Origin of the sequence: Stenotrophomonas sp. GZD-301, from assembly GCF_049310345.1 — a bacterium.
Taxonomy (GTDB): Bacteria; Pseudomonadota; Gammaproteobacteria; order Xanthomonadales; family Xanthomonadaceae; genus Stenotrophomonas.
Map to the genome: position 1 here is coordinate 109,105 of NZ_JBMOWY010000002.1, position 19,610 is coordinate 128,714.

Sequence of the window (19,610 nt, forward strand, 5' to 3'; positions counted from 1 at the left end):
TCCTCAGCAGGATTCGGTAATCGGGAAACACCTTCAGGCCCAGGCGGCTTCCGCCTGGGCCTTTTTATGCCCTGTCGTTGCGCACTTGCTGGTGTGAAGGCGACGGGGATACAGTCGGCGTTCACTCCAAGCAAGGAATGGCTGGGCATGAAAGGTATGACGAAGGTGTTGGCCACGGCGGCGCTGCTGATGTGCGTGGCTACGGCCGCACACGCGGCACCGAAGAAGGAGGTGTTCGAGTCGGGCAAGCCGTTGTCTGAACAGATCACCAAGATCGAGATCGACTTGAACGACGGCGAAACCTACTCCGAACTGGGCGTGAGCGAGCGCGGCCGGGTCCGTGAAGCCTTGACGCGTATGCGCGGCGTGGTCGAACAGTACCCCGAGCAGAAGGCGCTGCCGGAGAGCGCGCGCATGGCGCTGTTCAACGATCAGCAGGTAGTAAACACCGTTTTGACACAAGCGCGCGAAGATAGCCGTCTAATATGCAAGCGTGAAAAGGCGATCGGCTCCAACATGCCGGTCACCCAATGCATGACCGTTGCCCAGCGCGAGCGCATCAAGGCCCAGGCCCAAGGTCGCATGGATAAGACGCAACGGGTCGGCAACTATTCTTATTAGAGGTCACAGTGCGAATTCTTGTAATTGAAGACAACAGCGACATCGCCGCCAACCTGGGCGACTACCTCGAAGACCGCGGGCATACCGTGGACTTCGCCGCCGATGGCGTGACCGGCCTGCACCTGGCGGTGGTCCATGAGTTCGACGCGATCGTGCTGGATCTCAATCTGCCGGGGATGGACGGCATCGAGGTCTGCCGCAAACTGCGCAATGAAGCGCGCAAGCAGACCCCGGTACTGATGCTCACCGCACGGGATTCGCTGGACAACAAGCTGGCCGGGTTCGATTCCGGCGCAGACGACTACCTGATCAAGCCGTTTGCGCTGCAGGAAGTCGAAGTCCGCCTGAACGCCCTGTCGCGCCGCGGCAAGGGCGTACAGACCCGCGTGCTGGAAACCGGCGACTTGGAATACAACCTGGATACGCTGGAAGTCCGCCGCCAGGGCAAGCTGCTGCAGCTCAACCCGACCGCCCTGAAGATCCTGCAGGCGCTGATGGAAGCGGCCCCGGCCGTGGTCACCCGCCAGGAACTGGAAACCCGGGTGTGGGGTGAGGAGCTGCCGGATTCGGACTCGCTGCGCGTGCACATCCACGGCCTGCGTGCCGTGGTGGACAAGCCCTTCGATGTGCCGTTGATCCAGACCCGCCACGGCATCGGGTACCGCATCGCCGCCCCGGAAGCCTGATCGGGTGAGCGCCAAGGGGGGCCGCCGCCGCGCACCGTACCGGCGGCGGCTGCGCAGTCGCATCATCGTTTCGTTCGCGTTGTTGGGCTTCTGCCTGACAACGCTGTTCGCGTTCGCCACCAACTGGGCGCGCAGCCGCGTGGAAAACCAGCTGGTCGAAGACGTGATGAACCGCAACGTCGACGAGTACGCACGGCGGTTCTATTCCGATCCCAGCCGCAGCCCGGACCTGCCGGTCGAACAGATGCTGGCGTACGTGTTCCCCAAGGACAAGTTCGACCGCGTCCGCCAGGAGCGCCCGGAGTGGACGCGGCTGCCCAATGGCAACCACAACATCACCGGCACCGACGATCAGGGCAAGCCGTTTGCCTACAAGCTGGCGGTCCGCAAGACCGACAGCGAGTGGTTCTTCCTGCTCTATGACATGACCCAGGCCCAGCGCGGCGAGATGCAGCTCAAACGGGCGCTGCTGGTCTCCGTGCTGGTGTTCAGCCTGTTGTCGCTTGTGTTGGGCTGGTGGTCGGCGTCCAAGGTCATGAAACCGGTGTCGGACCTGGCCGCACGGCTGCGGTCCTACCGCGGTGGCACGATCGAGCCGGAGCCACTGGCACCGCGCTTTCCCGACGACGAGGTGGGCCAGCTGGCCCAGGCACTGGACGACTACTCCTCGCGGCTGACCGAAGTGGTGCAGCGCGACCGGGAGTTCAACGCCGACGTCAGCCACGAACTGCGCACGCCGTTGGCGGTGATCCGTGGCGCCACCGAGCTGCTGCTGGCCCGTCCCGGCCTGGACGAGAAGGTGCTGCAGCGCCTGCAGCGGATCCAGCGCGCCGAACAGCAGTGCACCGACCTGATCGGTTCGCTGCTGCTGCTGTCGCGCAACGAGCGCGGGCAGGGCACCAGCAATGTGGCGCGGGTTGCCGAGCAGCTGCTCGACGCGCACCGTGCCCAGCTCGGCGGCAAGCCGCTGGAGCTGATCCTCGAAGGCGGCAACGAGCTGGTGGTGGACGCGCCGGAGGCGGCCCTGTCGGTCGCCCTGGGCAACCTGATCGGCAACGCGGTGAAGTACTCGCAGGAAGGGGCCGTGCGTGTCCGCATTCTGGCCAACAGCGTGGAGGTCATCGACAGTGGCCCGGGGCTGAGCCGGGAAGATGCCGAGCGCCTGTTCCAGCGTGGCTATCGTGGCACCCATGCGGGGCATTCGCAGGGCGGGGGCATCGGTCTGTCGATCGTCAGCCGCCTGTGCGACCTCTATGGCTGGCAGGTCAGCGTGCGCCCGGGCGAAGCGCGTGGCGTGATCGCGACCCTGACCTTCTCCCCGGCGACCCACGCCTGACGGTGGCGCGGCCGCTCGGCGGCCGCATCAACCGCGCTGCGCGGCCAAGGCCCGGTACTGGCGGTCCAGCCGCTCCACATGCGCCTGCAGGCGGTCCGGATGACCATCGTTGTCGACCACGTCGTCGGCCAGTGCCAGACGCGCGTCGCGGCTGGCCTGGGCGGCGATCATGCGGTCGGCCAGGTCGGCGGTGATGCCGTCGCGCTGTACGAGCCGCGCGTGCTGCACCGCCACCGGCACATCCACGACCAGGATGCGGTCCAGCCACGGGTACTGCGCGCGGCCGCCGGCTTCGGTCAGCAGCGGGATGGCGGCAATCGCGTAGGGACCGGGCGCCTGTGCGCAGGTATCGCGCAGCCGCTGACGGATGGCCGGGTGGGTGATCGCCTCCAGCGCCTGGCGCGCCTGCGCCGAGGCGAAGATGCGCTCGCGCAGGGCGGCACGGTCCAGTTGGCCGTCGGCCAGCAGGATATCGGCACCGAACCGGGCGGCAATGCGGGCCAGGCCCTCGCTGCCGGGGGCGACCACCTCGCGGGCGGCGAGGTCGGCATCGGCCACGGTCACGCCCAGCGCTTCGAAGCGGCGGCTGACCTCGCTCTTGCCGGCGGCAATGCCGCCGGTCAGCCCCACCACGAAGCGACTCATCGGCCGGCCCTCAACGCAGGCCGGCGTAGCTCAGGTAGCCGTTGATCAACGGCTCGCCCCAGAAAAACACGATCCAGCCGGCGATGGCCAGGTACGGCCCAAACGGAATCGGGCTGGCGCGGTCGCGGCCGCGCGAGTACAGCCAGATCGACCCGATGATCGCGCCGACCACCGAGGACAGCAGGATGATCGGCAGGATGCCCTTGAGCCCGCACCATGCGCCCAGTGCGGCGAGCAGCTTGAAATCGCCGTGGCCCATGCCTTCCTTGCCGGTGAGCTGTTTGAACAGCCACCACACCGACCACAGCGACAGGTAGCCGGCCAGCGCGCCGAGCAGGGCCGGTTTGGCCGGCATGTACAGGTTGTCGCTGGCGGCGATCAGGCCCAGCCACATCAAGGGCAGGGTCAACTGGTCCGGCAGCAGCTGGGTGCGCAGGTCGATGCCCGACAGGGTGATCAGGAAGCAGGTCAGCACGATCGCGCCGAAGCCCTGCCAGCCAAACCCGAACTGCCAGACGCTGGCGACCACCAGCAGGGCGGTCAGCGCCTCCACCAGCGGGTACTGGATCGAGATCGGCGCGTGGCAATGGCGGCACTTGCCGCGCTGGACCAGCCAGCTGAACAGCGGAATGTTCTCGTACCAGGCCAGCTTGTGCTTGCAGTGCGGGCAGTGCGACGGCTCCACCACGATCCCCGGCGGTGGCGGTTCGTAGATGTCCGGCTCTTCCAGCACTTCGCGGGCGTCGCGCTTCCACTGCCAGTCCAGCCGCTTGGGCAGACGCAGGATCACTACATTGAGGAAGCTGCCCAGAAGCAGCCCCAGACCGGCCGCGGCGGGAAAGCCGAGACCGGGATGCTGGTCAAGAAATGCCATGTATCACTTATCCGACAACCGCGCCGAGTTTGAAGATGGGCAGGTACATACCGATCACCATGCCACCGACGATGGTACCAATGAATACCATGATCATCGGCTCCAGCAGGCTGCTCAGGGCATCCACGGCGTTGTTGACCTCCTGCTCATAGTACTCGGCGACCTTGAACAGCATGGTATCCAGGGCGCCGGCCTCTTCGCCGATGGCAGTCATCTGGATGACCATGTGCGGGAAGACATTGACCTGTTTCATCGCCATGTTGACCGGGTAGCCCACCGAGACGTCATCGCGCATGCGCAGCACGGCCTCTTCGTAGACCTTGTTGCCGGTGGCGCCGGCTACGATGCCCAGCGCCTCGACCAGCGGCACGCCGGCCTTGAAGGTCACCGCCGTGGTCCGCGAGAACCGGGCAATGGCACTGTTGTTCATGATCTCGCCGATCACCGGCACCTTGAGGATCAGGCGATCCATCGTGTGCTGCATGGACGGGGAGCGCCGGTAGGCATACAGGAACCCGAAGATGCTGCCGCCGGCAATCAACGCCAGCAGCCACCACCACGACACCATGAAGCGTGAACACATCACGATCATCTGGGTGAAGGCGGGCAGGTCCGCACCGAAGCTCTTGAACACGTCCTCGAACATCGGCACGACCCAGATCAGCAGGATCGAGCTGACGATGATCGCCACGGCAACGACCATCGCCGGGTAGAACATGGCCTTCTTGATCTTGCCCTTGAGGGTTTCGATGTTCTCTTTATAGGTGGCGACCGTGTCGAGCACGGTTTCCAGCACACCGGCGCCTTCACCGGCACGGACCAGGTTGCGGTACAGCTCGTCGAACTGGACCGGGTGCTTGCTGATTGCCTCGTGCAGCGACGAGCCGCCCTCGATATCGGCGCGCACCGTGTCGACCAGCTTCTTCATGCGCGGGTTCTTGTGCCCGCTGGCGATGATCTCCAGGGCGCTCACGATCGGCACGCCCGACTTCATCATCGTCGCCATCTGGCGGCTGAAGAAGGCGATGTCCTTGGGCGTGACGGCGCTGCCCGCCGCGCCGAACAGCGGCTTCGGCTTGACCTTCACCACCCCGGGCGTGATGCCCTGGCGGCGCAGCTCGGCGCGCAGCATGTTCGCATTCTTGGCGATCTGCTCGCCTTTCATCTTGATGCCGCGCTTGTCGGTCCCCTCCCAGACAAACGGTTGCAGCTCCATGGTGCTTCGCGCCACGGGCTCTTTCTTGATCGCGCTACGGCTGACAGACATTTTGGGCTCCCCAGCCACACCTTCCCCAGGCGGGCTATCTCGCCGCATGGTAGCGGTTTCCGAATGCGGTTGGCATCCCTTGACAGGGGGCGGCGGCGGACCGGTTGGGCTGGTCACTTCCGTCAGAAGGTGACGCGGCACGTCACATTGCCGGGTCCGTCGCAGATTTCTGTGAGGGGGGTTCCAATCCTGAAGATTGCTGCCATCATTGCGCCGGGGAATGCTGGGGAGCATTGCTGGCACTGTTGGCACGCAACCTGCTTCGATCCACCTGCACAGGGCGCCCGCCCCGCTCAACCGGCTTGCCGGCCGGGCAACGGCCCAGTGCCCTACTTACTATCTACCTCTTGGGGATGTACACATGAAGAATCAGAAGGGCTTCACCCTGATCGAACTGATGATCGTCGTCGCGATCATTGCCATCCTGGCCGCCATCGCGCTGCCGGCCTACCAGGATTACCTGGTCAAGTCGCGCGTGTCTGAAGTGATGCTGGCCGCTTCTTCGGCCCGCACCACCGTGTCGGAAGCCGCTGCTGCCGATACCGCGGGTGGCACCGTGATGCCGACCACTGTCGACATCGAATCCCAGGCCTCCAAGTACGTCGCCAGCGTTGCTTACGCCAGCGGCCGTATCACTGCCACGGGCCGGGCTCTGGGCGGCACCACCCCGAACGGCACCATCATCCTGATCGGCACCAAGAGCGCCAACGGTCAGGTTGACTGGACCTGCACCGGCAGCATCGCTGCCAAGTACCGCCCGGCCACCTGCCAGGGCGCGCTGCCGACCACCGGCGGTTGATAGCGGCGTAGTACACGCTTGAGTTGACCTTCGGGGGGCGTATGCCCCCCGAAGTCTTTTTGGGGGGCGGTGGTGTGGATCGACTTCCTGCTAGTGCGGTAGCGCCACGCACGGGGGCCTGGGGGGCCATCGGGGCGGCGGTGGGGCTGGGCCTCGGTGCGTGCTTCGAGCTGGGCGCGTTTGCCAGCTGGCTCCTGCTGTTGTCGTTCGCGGCCATCCCGATGTGGATATGCGAATGGAGAAGGGGAGCGTCCTCGACGCCTCGTCATCCCGCTACGCCGGTCATGGCGTTGGCGGGCGTTGCCGTTGTAACGGCCCTGTTCGTCTGCTCCATCCAGATCCAGACCCATGTCGGTGGGGAGAAGGGGCAGACCGTCAGCCAGTTCACGCTGCCGGTGCTCGCGGTGTGCTCGGCAATGGCGGTCATCGCGCTGGTCCGCCCTGGCATGCTTGGCCCCACGGTGCTGTCGTGTGGGCGCCTCGTGCAGCTGCTGCTGCGGGGAGTACGGCCCGACGCTGATGCCGTTGTCAGTCTGATGGGGTGGGTGGTCAAGGCAGTGTTCCTGCCCTTGATGCTGGCCTGGTCGCTGGCGTGGATAGCGAGTGCGGGCCAGATGTGGCAGGGCAGTGCGACCATTGGTGCGTTCGCTGCGGCGATGGCGCTGCTCTATGCCATCGACACCGCGTTCGGGACGGTCGGATATCTCTCGACCAGCGAACGCATCGATGCCCATATCCGTTCGGTGGACACCACGGCGCTGGGCTGGCTGTCGGCGCTGGCCTGTTACCCGCCCCTGAGCGTTGTCGTGCTTGAATCCTGGCTGGTCTACAAGTCGAGCGGCGACTGGACGGCATGGTTTGCAGCCGGCAGTGTCGCGGCAGTCGTCTGGGGCGGTGCGATTCTGCTGCTGACCGCGATCTATACGTGGTCCACGGTGGTGTTCGGTCCCCGGTTCTCAAATCTGACCCATCGGGGAATCATCACCAGCGGGCCCTATCGCTGGGGCAAGCATCCTGCCTACGTGGCCAAGAACGCCTCGTGGTGGCTGATTTCGGTGCCGTTTCTCGGTCATGGCACGCCGGCGCAGACACTGCTTCACTGTCTCGCACTGCTCGGTGTCAACCTGATCTACGCCGTCCGCGCGTATACCGAAGAGCGGCATCTTCGTCGCGATCCCGTCTATCGGGACTACGCGCGCTGGATCGCGCGTCATGGCTGGCTGGCACGGGTTCGGCGGGCTGCCGGCGGAAATGTGGTCCGGGAGCGTGGGTAGTGGTCAGGGCCTGCTGTGCTGCCCTGATGCTGGCCTGTCTGCCCGGCTGTACGCCGGGTGACGAGGGGGCGCGCGTGTCCTGTGTCGAGCAGGCGTTGCGCCAGCCGGGCCTGGAGCAGGACGTTGCCGTGTTCACGGCAGAGGATGGCGGCGTGGCGCAGGCAAAGGTGGGGTGGCTCACCTTCAGAAACGCCGACAGCGTCCTGCCGATGGCCAGCTTGACCAAGCCCCTGGTGGCAGGCGAAGTGCGCCGTCGTGTTGATCGCGGCGAACTGCGCCTTGAACAGCCGGTCGGGGCGTTGCTGCCGGGCGTTGCGTTCGTTCCGGAGACGGCATCCATCACGGTCCGGCAGCTTCTGCAGCACCGTGCGGGATTCGACCGGAGTTTCCGTGATCCGCTGTTCGCCTCGACGCCACCGAATTGCCACGCTGCCGCGCGTGACGTGCTGCAGCGTCGGCCCGAACTGGGCGTCGGCCAGCAGGTGCTGTACAGCAACGCGGGCTACTGTGTGTTGGGTGACATCCTGCTGTCGACCCCGTCCGGCCTGCCTGCCGATCTTCGTCTTGCCCTGGACGCGCCGTTGGGGGCGGCGGGCGGATGGACGGGAACGCTGCATCAGCTGCATCGCGCGCTTTCCAGGACCCTGCCGCTGGTCGATCTTCCCGCCGATGTGGTGCTGCCGGACGGCTCGCACTACGCGTACGGGTGGCGGCGGTGGCCCGCAGCCGTGGAGGGGCCGTCATGGAGCCACTTCGGCCGCCTTCCCGGGATGGTGAGTCTGGCGCTCAGCGATGGACGCGGCACACTGCTGGTGGCGCATTTTCTGGGTGACCCGCAGGACGTGGATGCCACCAGTCTGGCGGCATCGCACGCGCTGTGGCGCTGTATGGCGCCTTAGGCCGGGGCGGCCCGATCCGCGCGGGTTTCAAGACTTTCACCTGGCAACTGCAGTATCGTGCGCAGGTACTCAAAGGGGCGCCACATGTCCGCAGTCAGCACCGCCAATCTCGTCGGCATCACCGGCATCGCACGTCGCCTGGTCCAGGACGGCGCGCTCGACGAGGCGGCCGCGCGCGACGCGATGGCCAAAGCCGCGACCGCCAAACAGCCGCTGCCGCAGTGGTTCGCCGAGCACAGACTGGTCTCGGCGGGGCAGCTGGCGGCGGCCAATGCGCTGGAGTTCGGCATGCCGCTGCTGGACGTGTCGGTGTTCGATGGTAGTCAGAACGCGATCAGCCTGGTCAGCGAGGAACTGCTGCGCAAGCATCGCGTGCTGCCGCTGTTCAAGCGCGGCGGCAAGCTGTTCGTGGGCACCAGCGACCCGACCCATTCGCTGGACGAGATCAAGTTCCACACCAATCTGGTGGTGGAGCCGATCCTGGTCGACGAGGAGCAGATCAAGCGCACTCTGGAGCAGTGGCAGTCCAAGCATGACACCCTCGGCTCGGCGCTCGGTGGCGGCGACGACGAGGGCATGGGCGATCTGGATGTCTCCACCGGCGACGAGGAGGGCGGCAGCTCGGATGCCGGCGTGGACGCCAAGGGCGACGACACCCCGGTGGTGAAGTTCGTCAACAAGGTGCTGGTCGATGCGATCCGCAAGGGCGCGTCGGACATCCATTTCGAGCCGTACGAAGACGATTACCGGGTGCGCTTCCGTATCGACGGCCTGCTCAAGAACGTGGCCAAGGCGCCGGTCAAGCTCAACCAGCGCATCGCCGCCCGCCTGAAGGTGATGTCGCAGCTGGACATCGCCGAGAAGCGCGTGCCGCAGGACGGGCGCATCAAGCTCAACCTGTCCAAGACCCGGCAGATCGACTTCCGCGTCAGCACGCTGCCGACGCTGTTCGGCGAGAAGATCGTGCTGCGTATCCTGGACGGCAGCGCGGCCAAGCTGGGCATCGACAAGCTCGGTTACGAGCCGCATCAGCAGAAGCTGTTCCTGGACGCCATCCACAAGCCCTACGGCATGGTGCTGGTGACCGGCCCGACCGGCTCGGGCAAGACGGTGTCGCTGTACACCGCGCTGGGCATCCTCAACGACGAGACGCGCAACATCTCCACCGCCGAAGATCCGGTGGAAATCCGCCTGCCCGGCGTGAACCAGGTGCAGCAGAACAACAAGCGCGGCATGACCTTCGCCGCAGCGCTGCGCTCGTTCCTGCGCCAGGATCCGGACATCATCATGGTCGGCGAAATCCGCGACCTGGAAACGGCCGAGATTGCGATCAAGGCTGCGCAGACCGGCCACATGGTGCTGTCCACCCTGCATACCAACGACGCGCCGCAGACCATCGCGCGCCTGATGAACATGGGCATCGCCCCGTTCAACATCACCAGTTCGGTGACCCTGGTGATCGCCCAGCGCCTGGCGCGGCGGTTGTGTGGCAACTGCAAGCGGCCGATCGAGCTGCCGGCGCACGCGCTGCTGGCCGAGGGCTTCTCGCAGGACCAGATCGATGCCGGGATCCGGCTGTACGAGCCGGTCGGCTGCGAGGAATGCACCGAAGGCTACAAGGGCCGTACCGGCATTTACCAGGTGATGCCGATGAGCGAGGAGATTTCGGTGATCGTGCTGGCCGGCGGCAACGCCATCCAGATTGCCGAAGCGGCGCAGCGCGCCGGGGTCAATGACCTGCGCCAGTCGGCCCTGGTCAAGGCCGCGGCCGGTGTGACCAGCCTGGCCGAAATCAACCGCGTCACCAAGGACTGACGGGCGCCGGGCGGCGCCCGGCCCTCAATCCATGCCCAGCTTCTTGAGCTTGTAGCGCAGTGCGCGGAAGGTGATGCCCAGCTGCGCGGCGGTGCGGGTCTTGTTCCAGCGGTTCTCTTCCAGCGCGCGCTGGATCGCGGTGCGTTCCATCTGCTCGATGTACGTGGGCAGGGCGCCATTGCCGGCCGGCAGGTCGACCACCGCCTCTTCCTGGTGCGCCACGGCGGCGCCTCCGGCCGCCCGGTGGCCACCCGGCGCGGGCAGGCGCAGGTCGCTGGCGCCGATGCTGTCGCCTTCGGCCAGGGCCAGGGCGCGTTCGAGGATGTTCTCCAGCTCGCGCACGTTGCCGGGGAAGTGGTACTGCGCCAGCGCGTCCAGCGCCGACGGCGCCAGCAGCGGGGTGGGGCGTTCATGGGTGCGCGCCAGCCGCGCCAGGATCGAGGCGGCCAGCTGCGGCAGATCGCTGCGGCGTTCGCGCAGCGGCGGCACGCGCAGCTCGATCACGTTGATGCGGTAGTACAGGTCGTGGCGGAAGCGGCCGTCCTCGACCAGCTCGCCCAGGTCCTTGTGGGTGGCCGAGAGGATGCGCACGTCGACGGCGACCTCGGTGGCCGCACCGACCGGGCGGATCGACTTCTCCTGGATGGCGCGCAGCAGCTTGACCTGCATCTGCAGCGGCAGTTCGGCCACTTCGTCCAGGAACAGGGTGCCACCGTGCGCGGCCTGGAACAGGCCGGGTTTGTCGGCATGGGCACCGCTGAAGCTGCCCTTCTTGTGACCGAAGAACTCGCTTTCCATCAGCTCGGAGGGAATCGCGCCGCAGTTCACCGGCACGAACGGGCCGGCGGCACGCGCGCTCTGGTCATGGATGGTGCGCGCGACCAGCTCCTTGCCCACGCCCGACTCGCCGAGGATGTAGACCGGTGCCTGGCTGCGCGCGACCTTGGCGATGGTGGCGCGCAGCCCGTCCATTGCCGGCGATTCGCCGAGCAGGCGCGCGGCCTGTTCCGGGGCCAGCGTGGCGGGCGCGGCCCGTTCGCTGTTGTTGAGTTCCAGCGCATGTTTGACCAGCCCGCGCAGCACGGCGATGTCCACCGGCTTGCTGACGAAGTCGAATGCGCCGGCCTTCAGTGCTTCCACGGCCAGGTCCATGCTGCCGAAGGCGGTGATCATCGCCACCGGTGTGCGCGGGTAGTGCTGGGCGATCTCGGTGACCAGCTCGATGCCGTTGCCATCGGGCAGGCGCATGTCGGTGATGCACAGATCGTAGGGATTGCTCGCCAGCAGCTCCCGGGCCTCGGCAAGATTGGCCGCCGTGCTGATGCGCAGGCCCATGCGGCCCAGCGTCAGTACCAGCAGTTCGCGGATGTCACGCTCGTCGTCGACGACGAGGGCGCTGCGGTTGTCGTTCATGAGGAGGGAAGATAGCCGAGGGGGGTCATTGGCGACAAATGTTTGACGCGGGGTGGGCGGATGTGCGGCGGTCCACGGTCATTCGTGCAGCATCGTGTGCGGGCCGGGCAGGATCAACCGGAAGCAGGCGCCACCTGCCGGTACGGACACGTACTCGAGCCGGGCCTGGTTGGCGCGGCAGAGCTCGCGGGCGATGTACAGGCCCAGCCCGGTGCCGTGCTCGGAGGTGGTGTAGAACGGGCGGAACAGCTGGCTGGCCACGCTTTCGGGAATGCCGGGGCCGCGGTCCATCACATCGATCACCGCCGAGCGCTCCTGGCGCGCCACGCGCAGCCGCACGCGCGCAGGGTCCTGCCCGATGCGGCCGTACTTGAGCGCGTTGTGCACCAGCACGGTGAGGATCTGGTGCAGGTGGCGCGGGTCCATCAGCGCGTGCACGGAGGTCTCGCTGATGATCGGCTCGACGCTGTCCGTCTCCAGGGTGATGCCCTGCTTGTACTCGATCACGAAGCGCCGCACGAAGGCAGCCAGGTCCAGGTTCTCCGGATTGGCGCGCTCGCGGCGGGCCAGCCCGAGCACGCTTTCGACGATGCCGTTGGTGCGCTGGCACTGCTGGTGGATGATCTGCAGCAGGCGGCGGTCGGTCTCGCCGATCGCGGTGGATTCCTCCAGCAGCTGGGCGGCATAGTTGATGGCGGCCAGCGGATTGCGGATCTCGTGGGCCAGGCTGGCCGAGAAGCGGCCCATCGCCGAGAGGGTGAGCGATTCGGCACGGCGCGAGACCACGCTGGAGTCGTCCAGGAACACCAGGGTCAGGTCGCTGCCCGCCAGCAGGCGGGCGAAGCGCGGCTGCACTTCCGGCTGGTCGGGCGAGAGCTGGATGGGCAGTTCATCGTTGGTCCACCCGTTGCGCCAGCGCTGCAGGCGCCGCGCCAGTTCCGGCGCGGCGCTGGCCAGCTCCAGCCGGCCGCTGCCGCTGTTGCCGTCGGCGTCGCCGATCAGCGTGGAGGCCGCTTCGTTGGCCAGGGTGATGCGGTTGGCGCCGTCCACCACCAGCACGCCGGTACGCATGCGGCGGATGATCAGTTCGTTGATCTCGAACAGGTTGGCCACTTCGGCGCCACGCTGGTTGGCCAGCTGCTGGTTGCGGCGCGCGCGGTTGCCCACCTGGTAGCTGACGAAGGCCAGGGCGAGATAACTGGTGACGAACATCGCCAGTTCGGCCAGGGTGCGGGTCGGGTCGCCGCCTTCCAGCAGCTTCCACACGTATTCCCCGGCGGTGGCGGCACTGGCGGTGACCGCGATGCCCAGCCCCAGTGACAGCGGCAGCAGGGTGGCCGCGGCGGCGATGTTGAACAGCAGCGACATCGAGATGCCGGCACTGGCGCCGGGCAGCGCATGCGCGAGCAGGACCGCGGCGATGATGTCCACGGCCACGCCGCCGACCACGATCGGGCGCAGCCAGCGTTCGTTGCGGCCGATGAACAGCAGCAGGGCGGACAGCAGCAGGTAGGCGGTGCCGACGATCCGCGCCAGGTGCGGGTGGTCGGCCTCACCCACCATCGAACTGAGTGGGCTGAACAGCAGGGCGATGATCACCGAGGCGATCAGCAGCCGGTACAACGCGAAAAAATACAGTTCCCGCCTCGGAATGGATTCGATGCGGTCGATCAGTGAAGCGCTGGGTGACACGCCGGAACTCCCCTTCAGGCATTGCGGGGAGTGTAGAGGGTGTGGCCGCGCATGGGGGGCGTGTCCCGGGACGGCGGCGGGACAAGGGGCTCCCCGGTTTGCGCGCCGCGCCGGCCCCGGCCGACGGCCGGGCACCCGAGGGGCGGCGCAACTGCCTGAAAATCCGTCGAAAAACTGCCCGTGCCGGCGGGCGGAGGGCGCTGTCTTTGCGCCTGCGCGCCGGCTCGTCCACAATAGTGGGCCCGCCGCGGTCCGGACCGGCGCCCTGTGAGGGGGCCTTGGAGATGCGTGCGGTCGTTCCTATTCCCACGGTGACGCATGAATTTCCACGAATACCAGTCAAAACAACTGCTTGCCGAGTACGGCATCCCCGTTCCGGCCGGCAAGGTCGCGGCGACCCCGGACGAAGCCGTTGACGCTGCCAACTCCCTGGGCCAGGGCCCCTGGATGGTCAAGGCGCAGATCCACGCGGGCGGTCGCGGCAAGGCTGGCGGCGTCAAGTTCTGCAAGACCACCGACGATGTGAAGGCCGCTGCGGCCAAGATGCTCGGCACCAAGATGGCCACCTACCAGACCGCCGGCGTCGAGCTGCCGGTCAACCTGGTGCTGGTGACCACCGCCGGCGAGATCGTCAAGGAACTGTACCTGTCGGTGCTGGTTGACCGTGGCACCAAGACCATCACCTACATCGCCTCGTCGGAAGGCGGCGTGGAGATCGAGCAGGTCGCCGCTGAAACCCCGGAGCTGATCCACTCGCTCAACGTCGACTTCGTTGAAGGCGTGCAGGGTTACCACGGCCGCGATTTCGGCTTCAAGCTCGGCCTGACCGCCAAGCAGGCCGGCCAGTTCGCCAACATCATGGTGAACCTGTACCGCCTGTTCAACGAAAAGGACCTGGCGCTGGTTGAAATCAACCCGCTGGCCATCCTGGACGACGGCAACCTGTACGCGCTGGACGGCAAGTTCGACAGCGACGACAACGCCGCGTTCCGTCAGAAGGCCCTGGTCGCCATGCGCGACAAGACCCAGGAAGATCCGACCGAAGTGATCGCTTCGGAGCTGGACATCAACTACGTCACCATGGACGGCAACATCGGTTGCATGGTCAACGGCGCCGGCCTGGCCATGGCCACCATGGACGTCATCAAGCTCAACGGCGGCGAGCCGGCGAACTTCCTGGACGTGGGCGGCGGTGCAAACAAGCAGCGCGTCATCGAAGCGTTCAAGCTGATCCTGTCCTCGGACAAGGTCGAAGGCATCTTCGTCAACATCTTCGGCGGCATCGTCCGCTGCGACATGATTGCCGAAGGCATCATCGCCGCTGTGAAGGAAGTGGGCGTCAAGGTTCCGGTCGTGGTGCGCCTGGAAGGCACCAACGTGGAAGAAGGCAAGCAGCTGCTGCGTGACAGCGGCATGGCCATCATCCCGGCCGACAACATCAACGACGGTGCCAAGAAGGTCGTTGAAGCTGTCAAGAACGCCGCCTGATCCGACACCGAAGGAAATCCAATGTCAGTTTTGATCAATAAGAACACCAAGGTGATCGTGCAGGGCTTCACCGGCCAGCAGGGCACCTTCCACGCCACTCAGATGCTTGAGTACGGCACCCAGGTTGTTGGCGGCGTGACCCCGGGCAAGGGCGGCACGACCCATATCGACCTGCCGGTCTTCAACACCGTGGCCGATGCCGTTGCCGCCACCGGCGCCAACGCCTCGGTCATCTACGTGCCGCCGCCGTTCGCGGCCGACGCGATCCTGGAAGCTGCGGCTGCCGGCATCAAGGTCATCGTGTGCATCACCGAAGGCATTCCGGTGCTGGACATGCTGCGCGTGAAGAACGTGCTGACCCGTTCGCATGCGGACACCGTGCTGATCGGGCCGAACTGCCCCGGCGTGATCACCCCGGGCGAGTGCAAGATCGGCATCATGCCGGGCCACATCCACATGCCGGGCAAGATCGGCATCGTGTCGCGTTCGGGCACCCTGACCTATGAAGCGGTCAAGCAGACCACGGAAGTGGGCCTGGGCCAGTCGACCTGCATCGGTATCGGTGGCGACCCGATCAACGGCCTGAACTTCGTTGACTGCCTGAAGCTGTTCAACGAAGACCCGCAGACCCTGGGCATCATCATGGTGGGCGAAATCGGCGGCGACGCCGAGGAAGCCGGTGCGGAGTACATCAAGAACCACGTGAAGAAGCCGGTTGTCGGTTTCATCGCGGGTGCCTCGGCTCCGGCCGGCAAGCGCATGGGCCACGCCGGTGCGATCGCCTCGGGCGGCAAGGGCACTGCGGAAGGCAAGTTTGCCGCGATGGAAGCTGCTGGCGTCGTCACCGTGCGTTCGCCGGGCGACCTGGGTGCCGCGATCGCCAAGCTGGTGAAGTAAGGCCGCCAGCCGCATCGCGGCTGACAGCGCGTAGCGCCGACTGTTAGTCGGCTGCTCTACCAAGCAAAACGCCGCCTCCGGGCGGCGTTTTGCGTTGGGGCGCAGAAGCCTGCATGGTTGCCGGCCAGCGGCCGGCGGTATCGTGCTGCGTCATTGCCTGCATGGTTGCCGGCCAGCGGCCGGCGATGTCGTGCTGCGTCACTGCCTGCATGGTTGCCGGCCAGCGGCCAGCGGCCGGCGGTATAGTGCTGCGTCACTGCCTGCATGGTTGCCGGCCAGCGGCCGGCACTACAATGGGGTATTGCAACCACCAGGCTGTATCTCATGACGTCGCTTCGCATTGCCCTGGCCCAGTTCGATTTTCCGGTAGGTGCCGTCGCGCAGAACACCGACACCATCATCACGATGATCGGCGAGGCCCGCGACGAGTACGGCGCCGAGCTGGTGGTGTTTCCGGAACTGGCCATCAGCGGCTATCCGCCGGAAGACCTGCTGCTGCGCCCGCGCTTCCTGTACGACTGCCAGCAGGCGCTGGAGCGCATCGCCGCCGCTACCCAGGGCATCACCGCCGTGGTCGGCTGGCCGCAGGCGGCCGGGGCGGTGGTCTACAACGCGGCCAGCGTGCTGCGCGATGGCGAAGTGCTGCATACCTATCGCAAGCGCGAGCTGCCCAACTACGCGGTGTTCGATGAGCGCCGCTATTTCGATGTCGATCCGGACGGCGGCAGCTGCGTGTTCGAAATCAAGGGCGTGCCGGTGGGCCTGTTGATCTGCGAGGATCTGTGGTTCGCCGAGCCGCTGGCCGATACCGTGCGCCAGGGCGCGCAGCTGGTGGTGGTGCCCAATGCCTCGCCGTACGAGCGCGGCAAGCATGCCGAGCGCGATGCGGTGCTGGCCGAACGTACCCGTGAAAGCGGTGCGGCGATCGCCTACCTCAACGGGGTCGGCGGGCAGGACGCGCTGGTGTTCGACGGGGCCTCGGTGGTTGCTGATGGCGATGGCACGGTGCACCCGGCAGCGGCCGCGTTCACCGACCAGTGGCTGGTCGTGGATTACGACGCGCAGACGCGTCGTTTCCTGCCGCGCGAGTGGATCGACGATGGCGATGAGAGCATGGACGCGCTGGCCTGGCGTGCGGTGACCCGGGGCATCCAGGACTACTGCCGCAAGAACGGGTTCAAGAAGGTGTGGCTGGGCCTGTCCGGTGGCATCGATTCGGCGCTGGTGCTGGCGATGGCGGTGGATGCGCTGGGCGCGGCCAACGTCACCGCGGTGCGGCTGCCGTCGCGCTACACCGCCGACATGTCCAACGATCTGGCCGCCGAGCAGTGCCGCGCGCTGGGCGTGACGCTCGAAGCGGTGTCGATCGAACCGGTGTTCGAAGGCCTGATGCGCGCGCTCGGCCCGATGTTCGAGGGCCAGCCGGCCGATGTCACCGAGGAGAACCTGCAGTCGCGCAGCCGCGGCGTGATCCTGATGGCGCTGTCCAACAAGTTCGGCGGGCTGCTGCTCACCACCGGCAACAAGAGCGAGTACGCGGTGGGCTACGCCACCATCTACGGCGACATGTGCGGTGGCTACGCGCCGCTGAAGGATCTGTACAAGACCGAGGTGTTCGGTCTGTCCAAGTGGCGCAACACGGTGGGCGGCGCGCCGGTGATCCCGCCGGCGGTGATCGCCCGGCCGCCGTCGGCCGAGCTGCGCGCCAACCAGACCGACCAGGATTCGCTGCCGGCCTACGATGTGCTCGACGGCATCCTGTACCGCTACGTGGACCAGGAACAGTCGCGCGAGGAGATCGTGGGGGCCGGTTATGCCCCGGAGGTCGTGGACCGCGTACTGCGCCTGGTGCGGACCAGCGAGTGGAAACGCCACCAGGCCGCGCCCGGTCCCAAGGTGTCGCGGCGCGCCTTCGGCCGCGAACGGCGCTACCCGATCAGCAACGGCTACAAGGGCTGACACCGGCGACGGGGCCTGGCACAGGCCGGACCCCGTCGGCAGGTCGGCCGCGACTAGCGCGCGGCCTCGTCCAGCAGGCGCTGCAGGTGTGCCGATTCGGCGGCGGCGTCGACGTCGCCCTGGCGGCCCGCCTGCGCCGCGCTCAACCGTGATGTCACGAACGCCAGGCCGTCGGGGCTGGCCGCGTCGAGGATGCCCCAGTGGTCGGTGGGGTAGGGGCGGAACAGGACCGGCTGCTCCTGCAGCGCCAGTTCGGCGGCATAGAGCAGGGCCTTGTCGTAACTCACATCGTGGTCGTCCTTGCCGTGGGCGAGCATCAGCGGCTGTGCGAAACCGCGCAGCGGCATGTCGAAATAGGTCGTCAGCAACGGTGCGATTCCCGGTACCGACAGCAACGGCGCCTGGAACATCTCGCCGGTGGTGGCGCCTTCCAGCGCCGTGGCCAACTCGGCCAGGCACAACTGCCGCCCCAAGGCCAGGCGCTGCCGGCCCGCGTCGGTCAGGACCGTGTCGATGGCCGGCTCGATCTGCAGCAGCCCCAGCAGCATGTAGGCGTGGTAGGCGTTGATCGGGCCCGGGTAGGGGATCAGGTTGTCCGGCTCCATCAACGCTGCACTGGCGTCCACCCCGACCGGGGTGCCGGTACCGAACGTGCCCCGGTAGTTGAGCGCGGCCTGCCCCTGTGTGCTGGCCTGGTGGCCGGCCACCACGGCTGCGGCGGCGCCCTGGGAGTGGCCCACCGATACCCAGCGCGTCGAGAGCTGTTGCCCCGAGGGCAGGCGGCGAGCGAAGGCGTGGGCGGCCTTGACCATGTCCACGATGTTGCGCCCGGCGGTGGCACCGTGCAGGAACGCATGCTCGCCCGGGGAACCCAGCCCCTGGTAGTCGGAAGCGACCACGGCGTGGCCGGTGGCCAGGAACAGGTCCAGGAAGCGTCCGTCGCGCTCGGGCCGCTGCGGCCCGGAGACGGATGGCGCGCAGCGGTCCGAGACGCCCTGTGTGCCGTGTGCCCAGGACACCACGGGCCAGCCCCCGGCCGGCGCCCGCCCGGCCGGCAGGTACACCAGCCCGGTGCTCAGGGCCGGCCGCGCGTGGACGTTGGTGGTGGTGTAAGTGAGGCGGTAGGCCGTCGCCGCCTTCGACGGCAGCCAGGCGGCCGTGTAGGGTTCGGCATCCACCACCGTGCCGGGGACCCCGGGCAGCGCGGCAGCGGTCAGCGGCAGGGCCAGGGCGGCCGCCAGCAGCCCCCTGGCGACGCACCTGCGGCCTGATCGGGACCGGGGTGAGGGGCGGGTCTGTTTCAGCATGGGGGGTCTCCGGGCTCCGCCGGCCACGGGGGTGGCCTGTCGCGTGCGCGCAGTCTCCTGATCCCGTCGACCACCGGCCGCGACCGCGGTCCCACCTTCCCCGATGCGCTGTCGCATCTGACCCGGAATGATGGCTTTGCAGCGATTCCTACGGGCTGCCGCAGGGCGGCCGTCAGGTATGCGGCTTCGCTCGGGGATACCGCGAGCGTGAGGGCCCCGTCGCGACCGACAGGCCCCTGGGCAACTGTCCCCCGGCCGCCGCCTGGCGGCGACGACCTCCTCCTTTACGTTGCCCTGGAGCCTGTCCGCCGCGACGGGGCTCGGCTTGCGGCACGTGCGCGGGAAAGCCGGATGCTCCATTGAGGCGCCAGTGGTCTCGACACGTGGGTCGCGATGCCCTTGTGGGCGAGGTAAAGGAGGAGGGGGCGGCCGCAGGCCGACGCCGGGGGACACTCGCCGACAAGGGCATCGCGGCCCAGCGCCCGACCCACCGGCCGCCGCACCCGTACAGGTTCAGACCGCTTCAGACCTGCTGCATGGAGGGTAAAAAACCAAAAAAAAAGGGCCCGAACCGGGCCCTTTTTTTTTTCACCACAGGGATTGCCTTCGGTTGACTGTGGCGGTTGGCCGACAAGTGG

Annotated in this window: 16 protein-coding genes; 10 read left to right on the forward strand and 6 right to left on the reverse strand. The window is 67.0% G+C overall.

Annotated elements, in window-relative coordinates:
- Positions 1-156 precede the first annotated feature (156 nt).
- Genes ACO6VK_RS00715 through ACO6VK_RS00725 form a run of 3 tightly spaced genes read left to right on the forward strand, consistent with a single transcriptional unit; the run spans position 157 to position 2,643 of the window.
- Positions 157-621 (forward strand): hypothetical protein, encoded by a 465-nt coding sequence (locus ACO6VK_RS00715; protein WP_422505001.1) that lies wholly within the window; start codon positions 157-159, stop codon positions 619-621.
- Between the two features lie 8 nt (positions 622-629).
- Positions 630-1,307 carry a response regulator transcription factor gene (locus ACO6VK_RS00720; RefSeq protein WP_422504986.1) on the forward strand — a complete coding sequence of 226 codons (678 nt, stop codon included), beginning with the start codon at positions 630-632 and terminating at the stop codon, positions 1,305-1,307.
- Positions 1,308-1,311: 4 nt separating this feature from the next.
- Positions 1,312-2,643 (forward strand): sensor histidine kinase, encoded by a 1,332-nt coding sequence (locus ACO6VK_RS00725; protein ID WP_422504987.1) that lies wholly within the window; start codon positions 1,312-1,314, stop codon positions 2,641-2,643.
- A 27-nt stretch (positions 2,644-2,670) separates the two neighbouring features.
- Here the strand turns inward: ACO6VK_RS00725 and coaE are convergent, their stop codons facing one another.
- The 3 genes from coaE to ACO6VK_RS00740 are packed head-to-tail and all read right to left on the reverse strand — an operon-like array spanning position 2,671 to position 5,429.
- A complete protein-coding gene (gene coaE / locus ACO6VK_RS00730; protein WP_422504988.1) occupies positions 2,671-3,288 on the reverse strand; it encodes a dephospho-CoA kinase in 618 nt (205 codons plus the stop codon).
- 10 nt (positions 3,289-3,298) lie between these two features.
- A complete protein-coding gene (locus ACO6VK_RS00735) occupies positions 3,299-4,162 on the reverse strand; it encodes a prepilin peptidase (protein ID WP_017356176.1) in 864 nt (287 codons plus the stop codon).
- Between the two features lie 7 nt (positions 4,163-4,169).
- Positions 4,170-5,429 (reverse strand): type II secretion system F family protein, encoded by a 1,260-nt coding sequence (locus ACO6VK_RS00740; RefSeq protein ID WP_422504989.1) that lies wholly within the window; start codon positions 5,427-5,429, stop codon positions 4,170-4,172.
- A 361-nt stretch (positions 5,430-5,790) separates the two neighbouring features.
- On the opposite strand from ACO6VK_RS00740, the gene ACO6VK_RS00745 reads away from it, so the two are divergent.
- From ACO6VK_RS00745 to pilB, 4 genes are all read left to right on the forward strand, one after another.
- Positions 5,791-6,228: a pilin gene (locus ACO6VK_RS00745; RefSeq protein WP_422504990.1), complete on the forward strand. Its 438-nt coding sequence runs from the start codon at positions 5,791-5,793 to the stop codon at positions 6,226-6,228.
- Positions 6,229-6,368: 140 nt separating this feature from the next.
- On the forward strand, positions 6,369-7,502 hold the full coding sequence (locus ACO6VK_RS00750) for a methyltransferase family protein (RefSeq protein WP_422504991.1): 1,134 nt from the start codon (positions 6,369-6,371) through the stop codon (positions 7,500-7,502).
- Between the two features lie 26 nt (positions 7,503-7,528).
- Positions 7,529-8,401: a serine hydrolase domain-containing protein gene (locus ACO6VK_RS00755; RefSeq protein ID WP_422504992.1), complete on the forward strand. Its 873-nt coding sequence runs from the start codon at positions 7,529-7,531 to the stop codon at positions 8,399-8,401.
- Between the two features lie 84 nt (positions 8,402-8,485).
- Entirely contained in the window at positions 8,486-10,216 is a 1,731-nt protein-coding gene (gene pilB, locus ACO6VK_RS00760) for a type IV-A pilus assembly ATPase PilB (RefSeq protein ID WP_422504993.1), read from the forward strand.
- Between the two features lie 24 nt (positions 10,217-10,240).
- On the opposite strand, the gene ACO6VK_RS00765 is transcribed toward pilB, so the two are convergent.
- Together ACO6VK_RS00765 and ACO6VK_RS00770 are read right to left on the reverse strand one after the other, a co-directional pair.
- On the reverse strand, positions 10,241-11,629 hold the full coding sequence (locus ACO6VK_RS00765; RefSeq protein ID WP_422504994.1) for a sigma-54-dependent transcriptional regulator: 1,389 nt from the start codon (positions 11,627-11,629) through the stop codon (positions 10,241-10,243).
- A 78-nt stretch (positions 11,630-11,707) separates the two neighbouring features.
- Positions 11,708-13,321: a sensor histidine kinase gene (locus ACO6VK_RS00770; protein WP_422504995.1), complete on the reverse strand. Its 1,614-nt coding sequence runs from the start codon at positions 13,319-13,321 to the stop codon at positions 11,708-11,710.
- 318 nt (positions 13,322-13,639) lie between these two features.
- Here ACO6VK_RS00770 and sucC point away from each other — a divergent pair, with 318 nt between their 5' ends.
- The 3 genes from sucC (at position 13,640) to ACO6VK_RS00785 (ending at position 17,665) form a co-directional block, all read left to right on the forward strand.
- The gene (gene sucC, locus ACO6VK_RS00775; protein ID WP_017356170.1) at positions 13,640-14,809 is read left to right on the forward strand and encodes an ADP-forming succinate--CoA ligase subunit beta; all 1,170 of its coding nucleotides are present in this window, start codon (positions 13,640-13,642) and stop codon (positions 14,807-14,809) included.
- A 21-nt stretch (positions 14,810-14,830) separates the two neighbouring features.
- A complete protein-coding gene (sucD, locus tag ACO6VK_RS00780; RefSeq protein ID WP_421567541.1) occupies positions 14,831-15,706 on the forward strand; it encodes a succinate--CoA ligase subunit alpha in 876 nt (291 codons plus the stop codon).
- A gap of 324 nt (positions 15,707-16,030) precedes the next feature.
- The gene (locus tag ACO6VK_RS00785) at positions 16,031-17,665 is read left to right on the forward strand and encodes an NAD+ synthase (protein WP_422504996.1); all 1,635 of its coding nucleotides are present in this window, start codon (positions 16,031-16,033) and stop codon (positions 17,663-17,665) included.
- A 53-nt stretch (positions 17,666-17,718) separates the two neighbouring features.
- On the opposite strand, the gene ACO6VK_RS00790 is transcribed toward ACO6VK_RS00785, so the two are convergent.
- Entirely contained in the window at positions 17,719-18,972 is a 1,254-nt protein-coding gene (locus tag ACO6VK_RS00790) for a lipase (RefSeq protein ID WP_422504997.1), read from the reverse strand.
- Positions 18,973-19,610 lie beyond the last annotated feature (638 nt).

Bases quoted from the DNA above. Each gene is read 5' to 3' on its own strand.
- sucC (WP_017356170.1), top strand. From the start codon at position 13,640: ATGAATTTCCACGAATACCAGTCAAAACAACTGCTTGCCGAGTACGGC.
- ACO6VK_RS00740 (WP_422504989.1), bottom strand. From the start codon at position 5,429: ATGTCTGTCAGCCGTAGCGCGATCAAGAAAGAGCCCGTGGCGCGAAGC.
- ACO6VK_RS00745 (WP_422504990.1), top strand. From the start codon at position 5,791: ATGAAGAATCAGAAGGGCTTCACCCTGATCGAACTGATGATCGTCGTC.
- pilB (WP_422504993.1), top strand. From the start codon at position 8,486: ATGTCCGCAGTCAGCACCGCCAATCTCGTCGGCATCACCGGCATCGCA.
- ACO6VK_RS00765 (WP_422504994.1), bottom strand. From the start codon at position 11,629: ATGAACGACAACCGCAGCGCCCTCGTCGTCGACGACGAGCGTGACATC.
- ACO6VK_RS00715 (WP_422505001.1), top strand. From the start codon at position 157: ATGACGAAGGTGTTGGCCACGGCGGCGCTGCTGATGTGCGTGGCTACG.
- sucD (WP_421567541.1), top strand. From the start codon at position 14,831: ATGTCAGTTTTGATCAATAAGAACACCAAGGTGATCGTGCAGGGCTTC.
- ACO6VK_RS00755 (WP_422504992.1), top strand. From the start codon at position 7,529: ATGCTGGCCTGTCTGCCCGGCTGTACGCCGGGTGACGAGGGGGCGCGC.
- coaE (WP_422504988.1), bottom strand. From the start codon at position 3,288: ATGAGTCGCTTCGTGGTGGGGCTGACCGGCGGCATTGCCGCCGGCAAG.
- ACO6VK_RS00790 (WP_422504997.1), bottom strand. From the start codon at position 18,972: ATGCTGAAACAGACCCGCCCCTCACCCCGGTCCCGATCAGGCCGCAGG.
- ACO6VK_RS00785 (WP_422504996.1), top strand. From the start codon at position 16,031: ATGACGTCGCTTCGCATTGCCCTGGCCCAGTTCGATTTTCCGGTAGGT.
- ACO6VK_RS00735 (WP_017356176.1), bottom strand. From the start codon at position 4,162: ATGGCATTTCTTGACCAGCATCCCGGTCTCGGCTTTCCCGCCGCGGCC.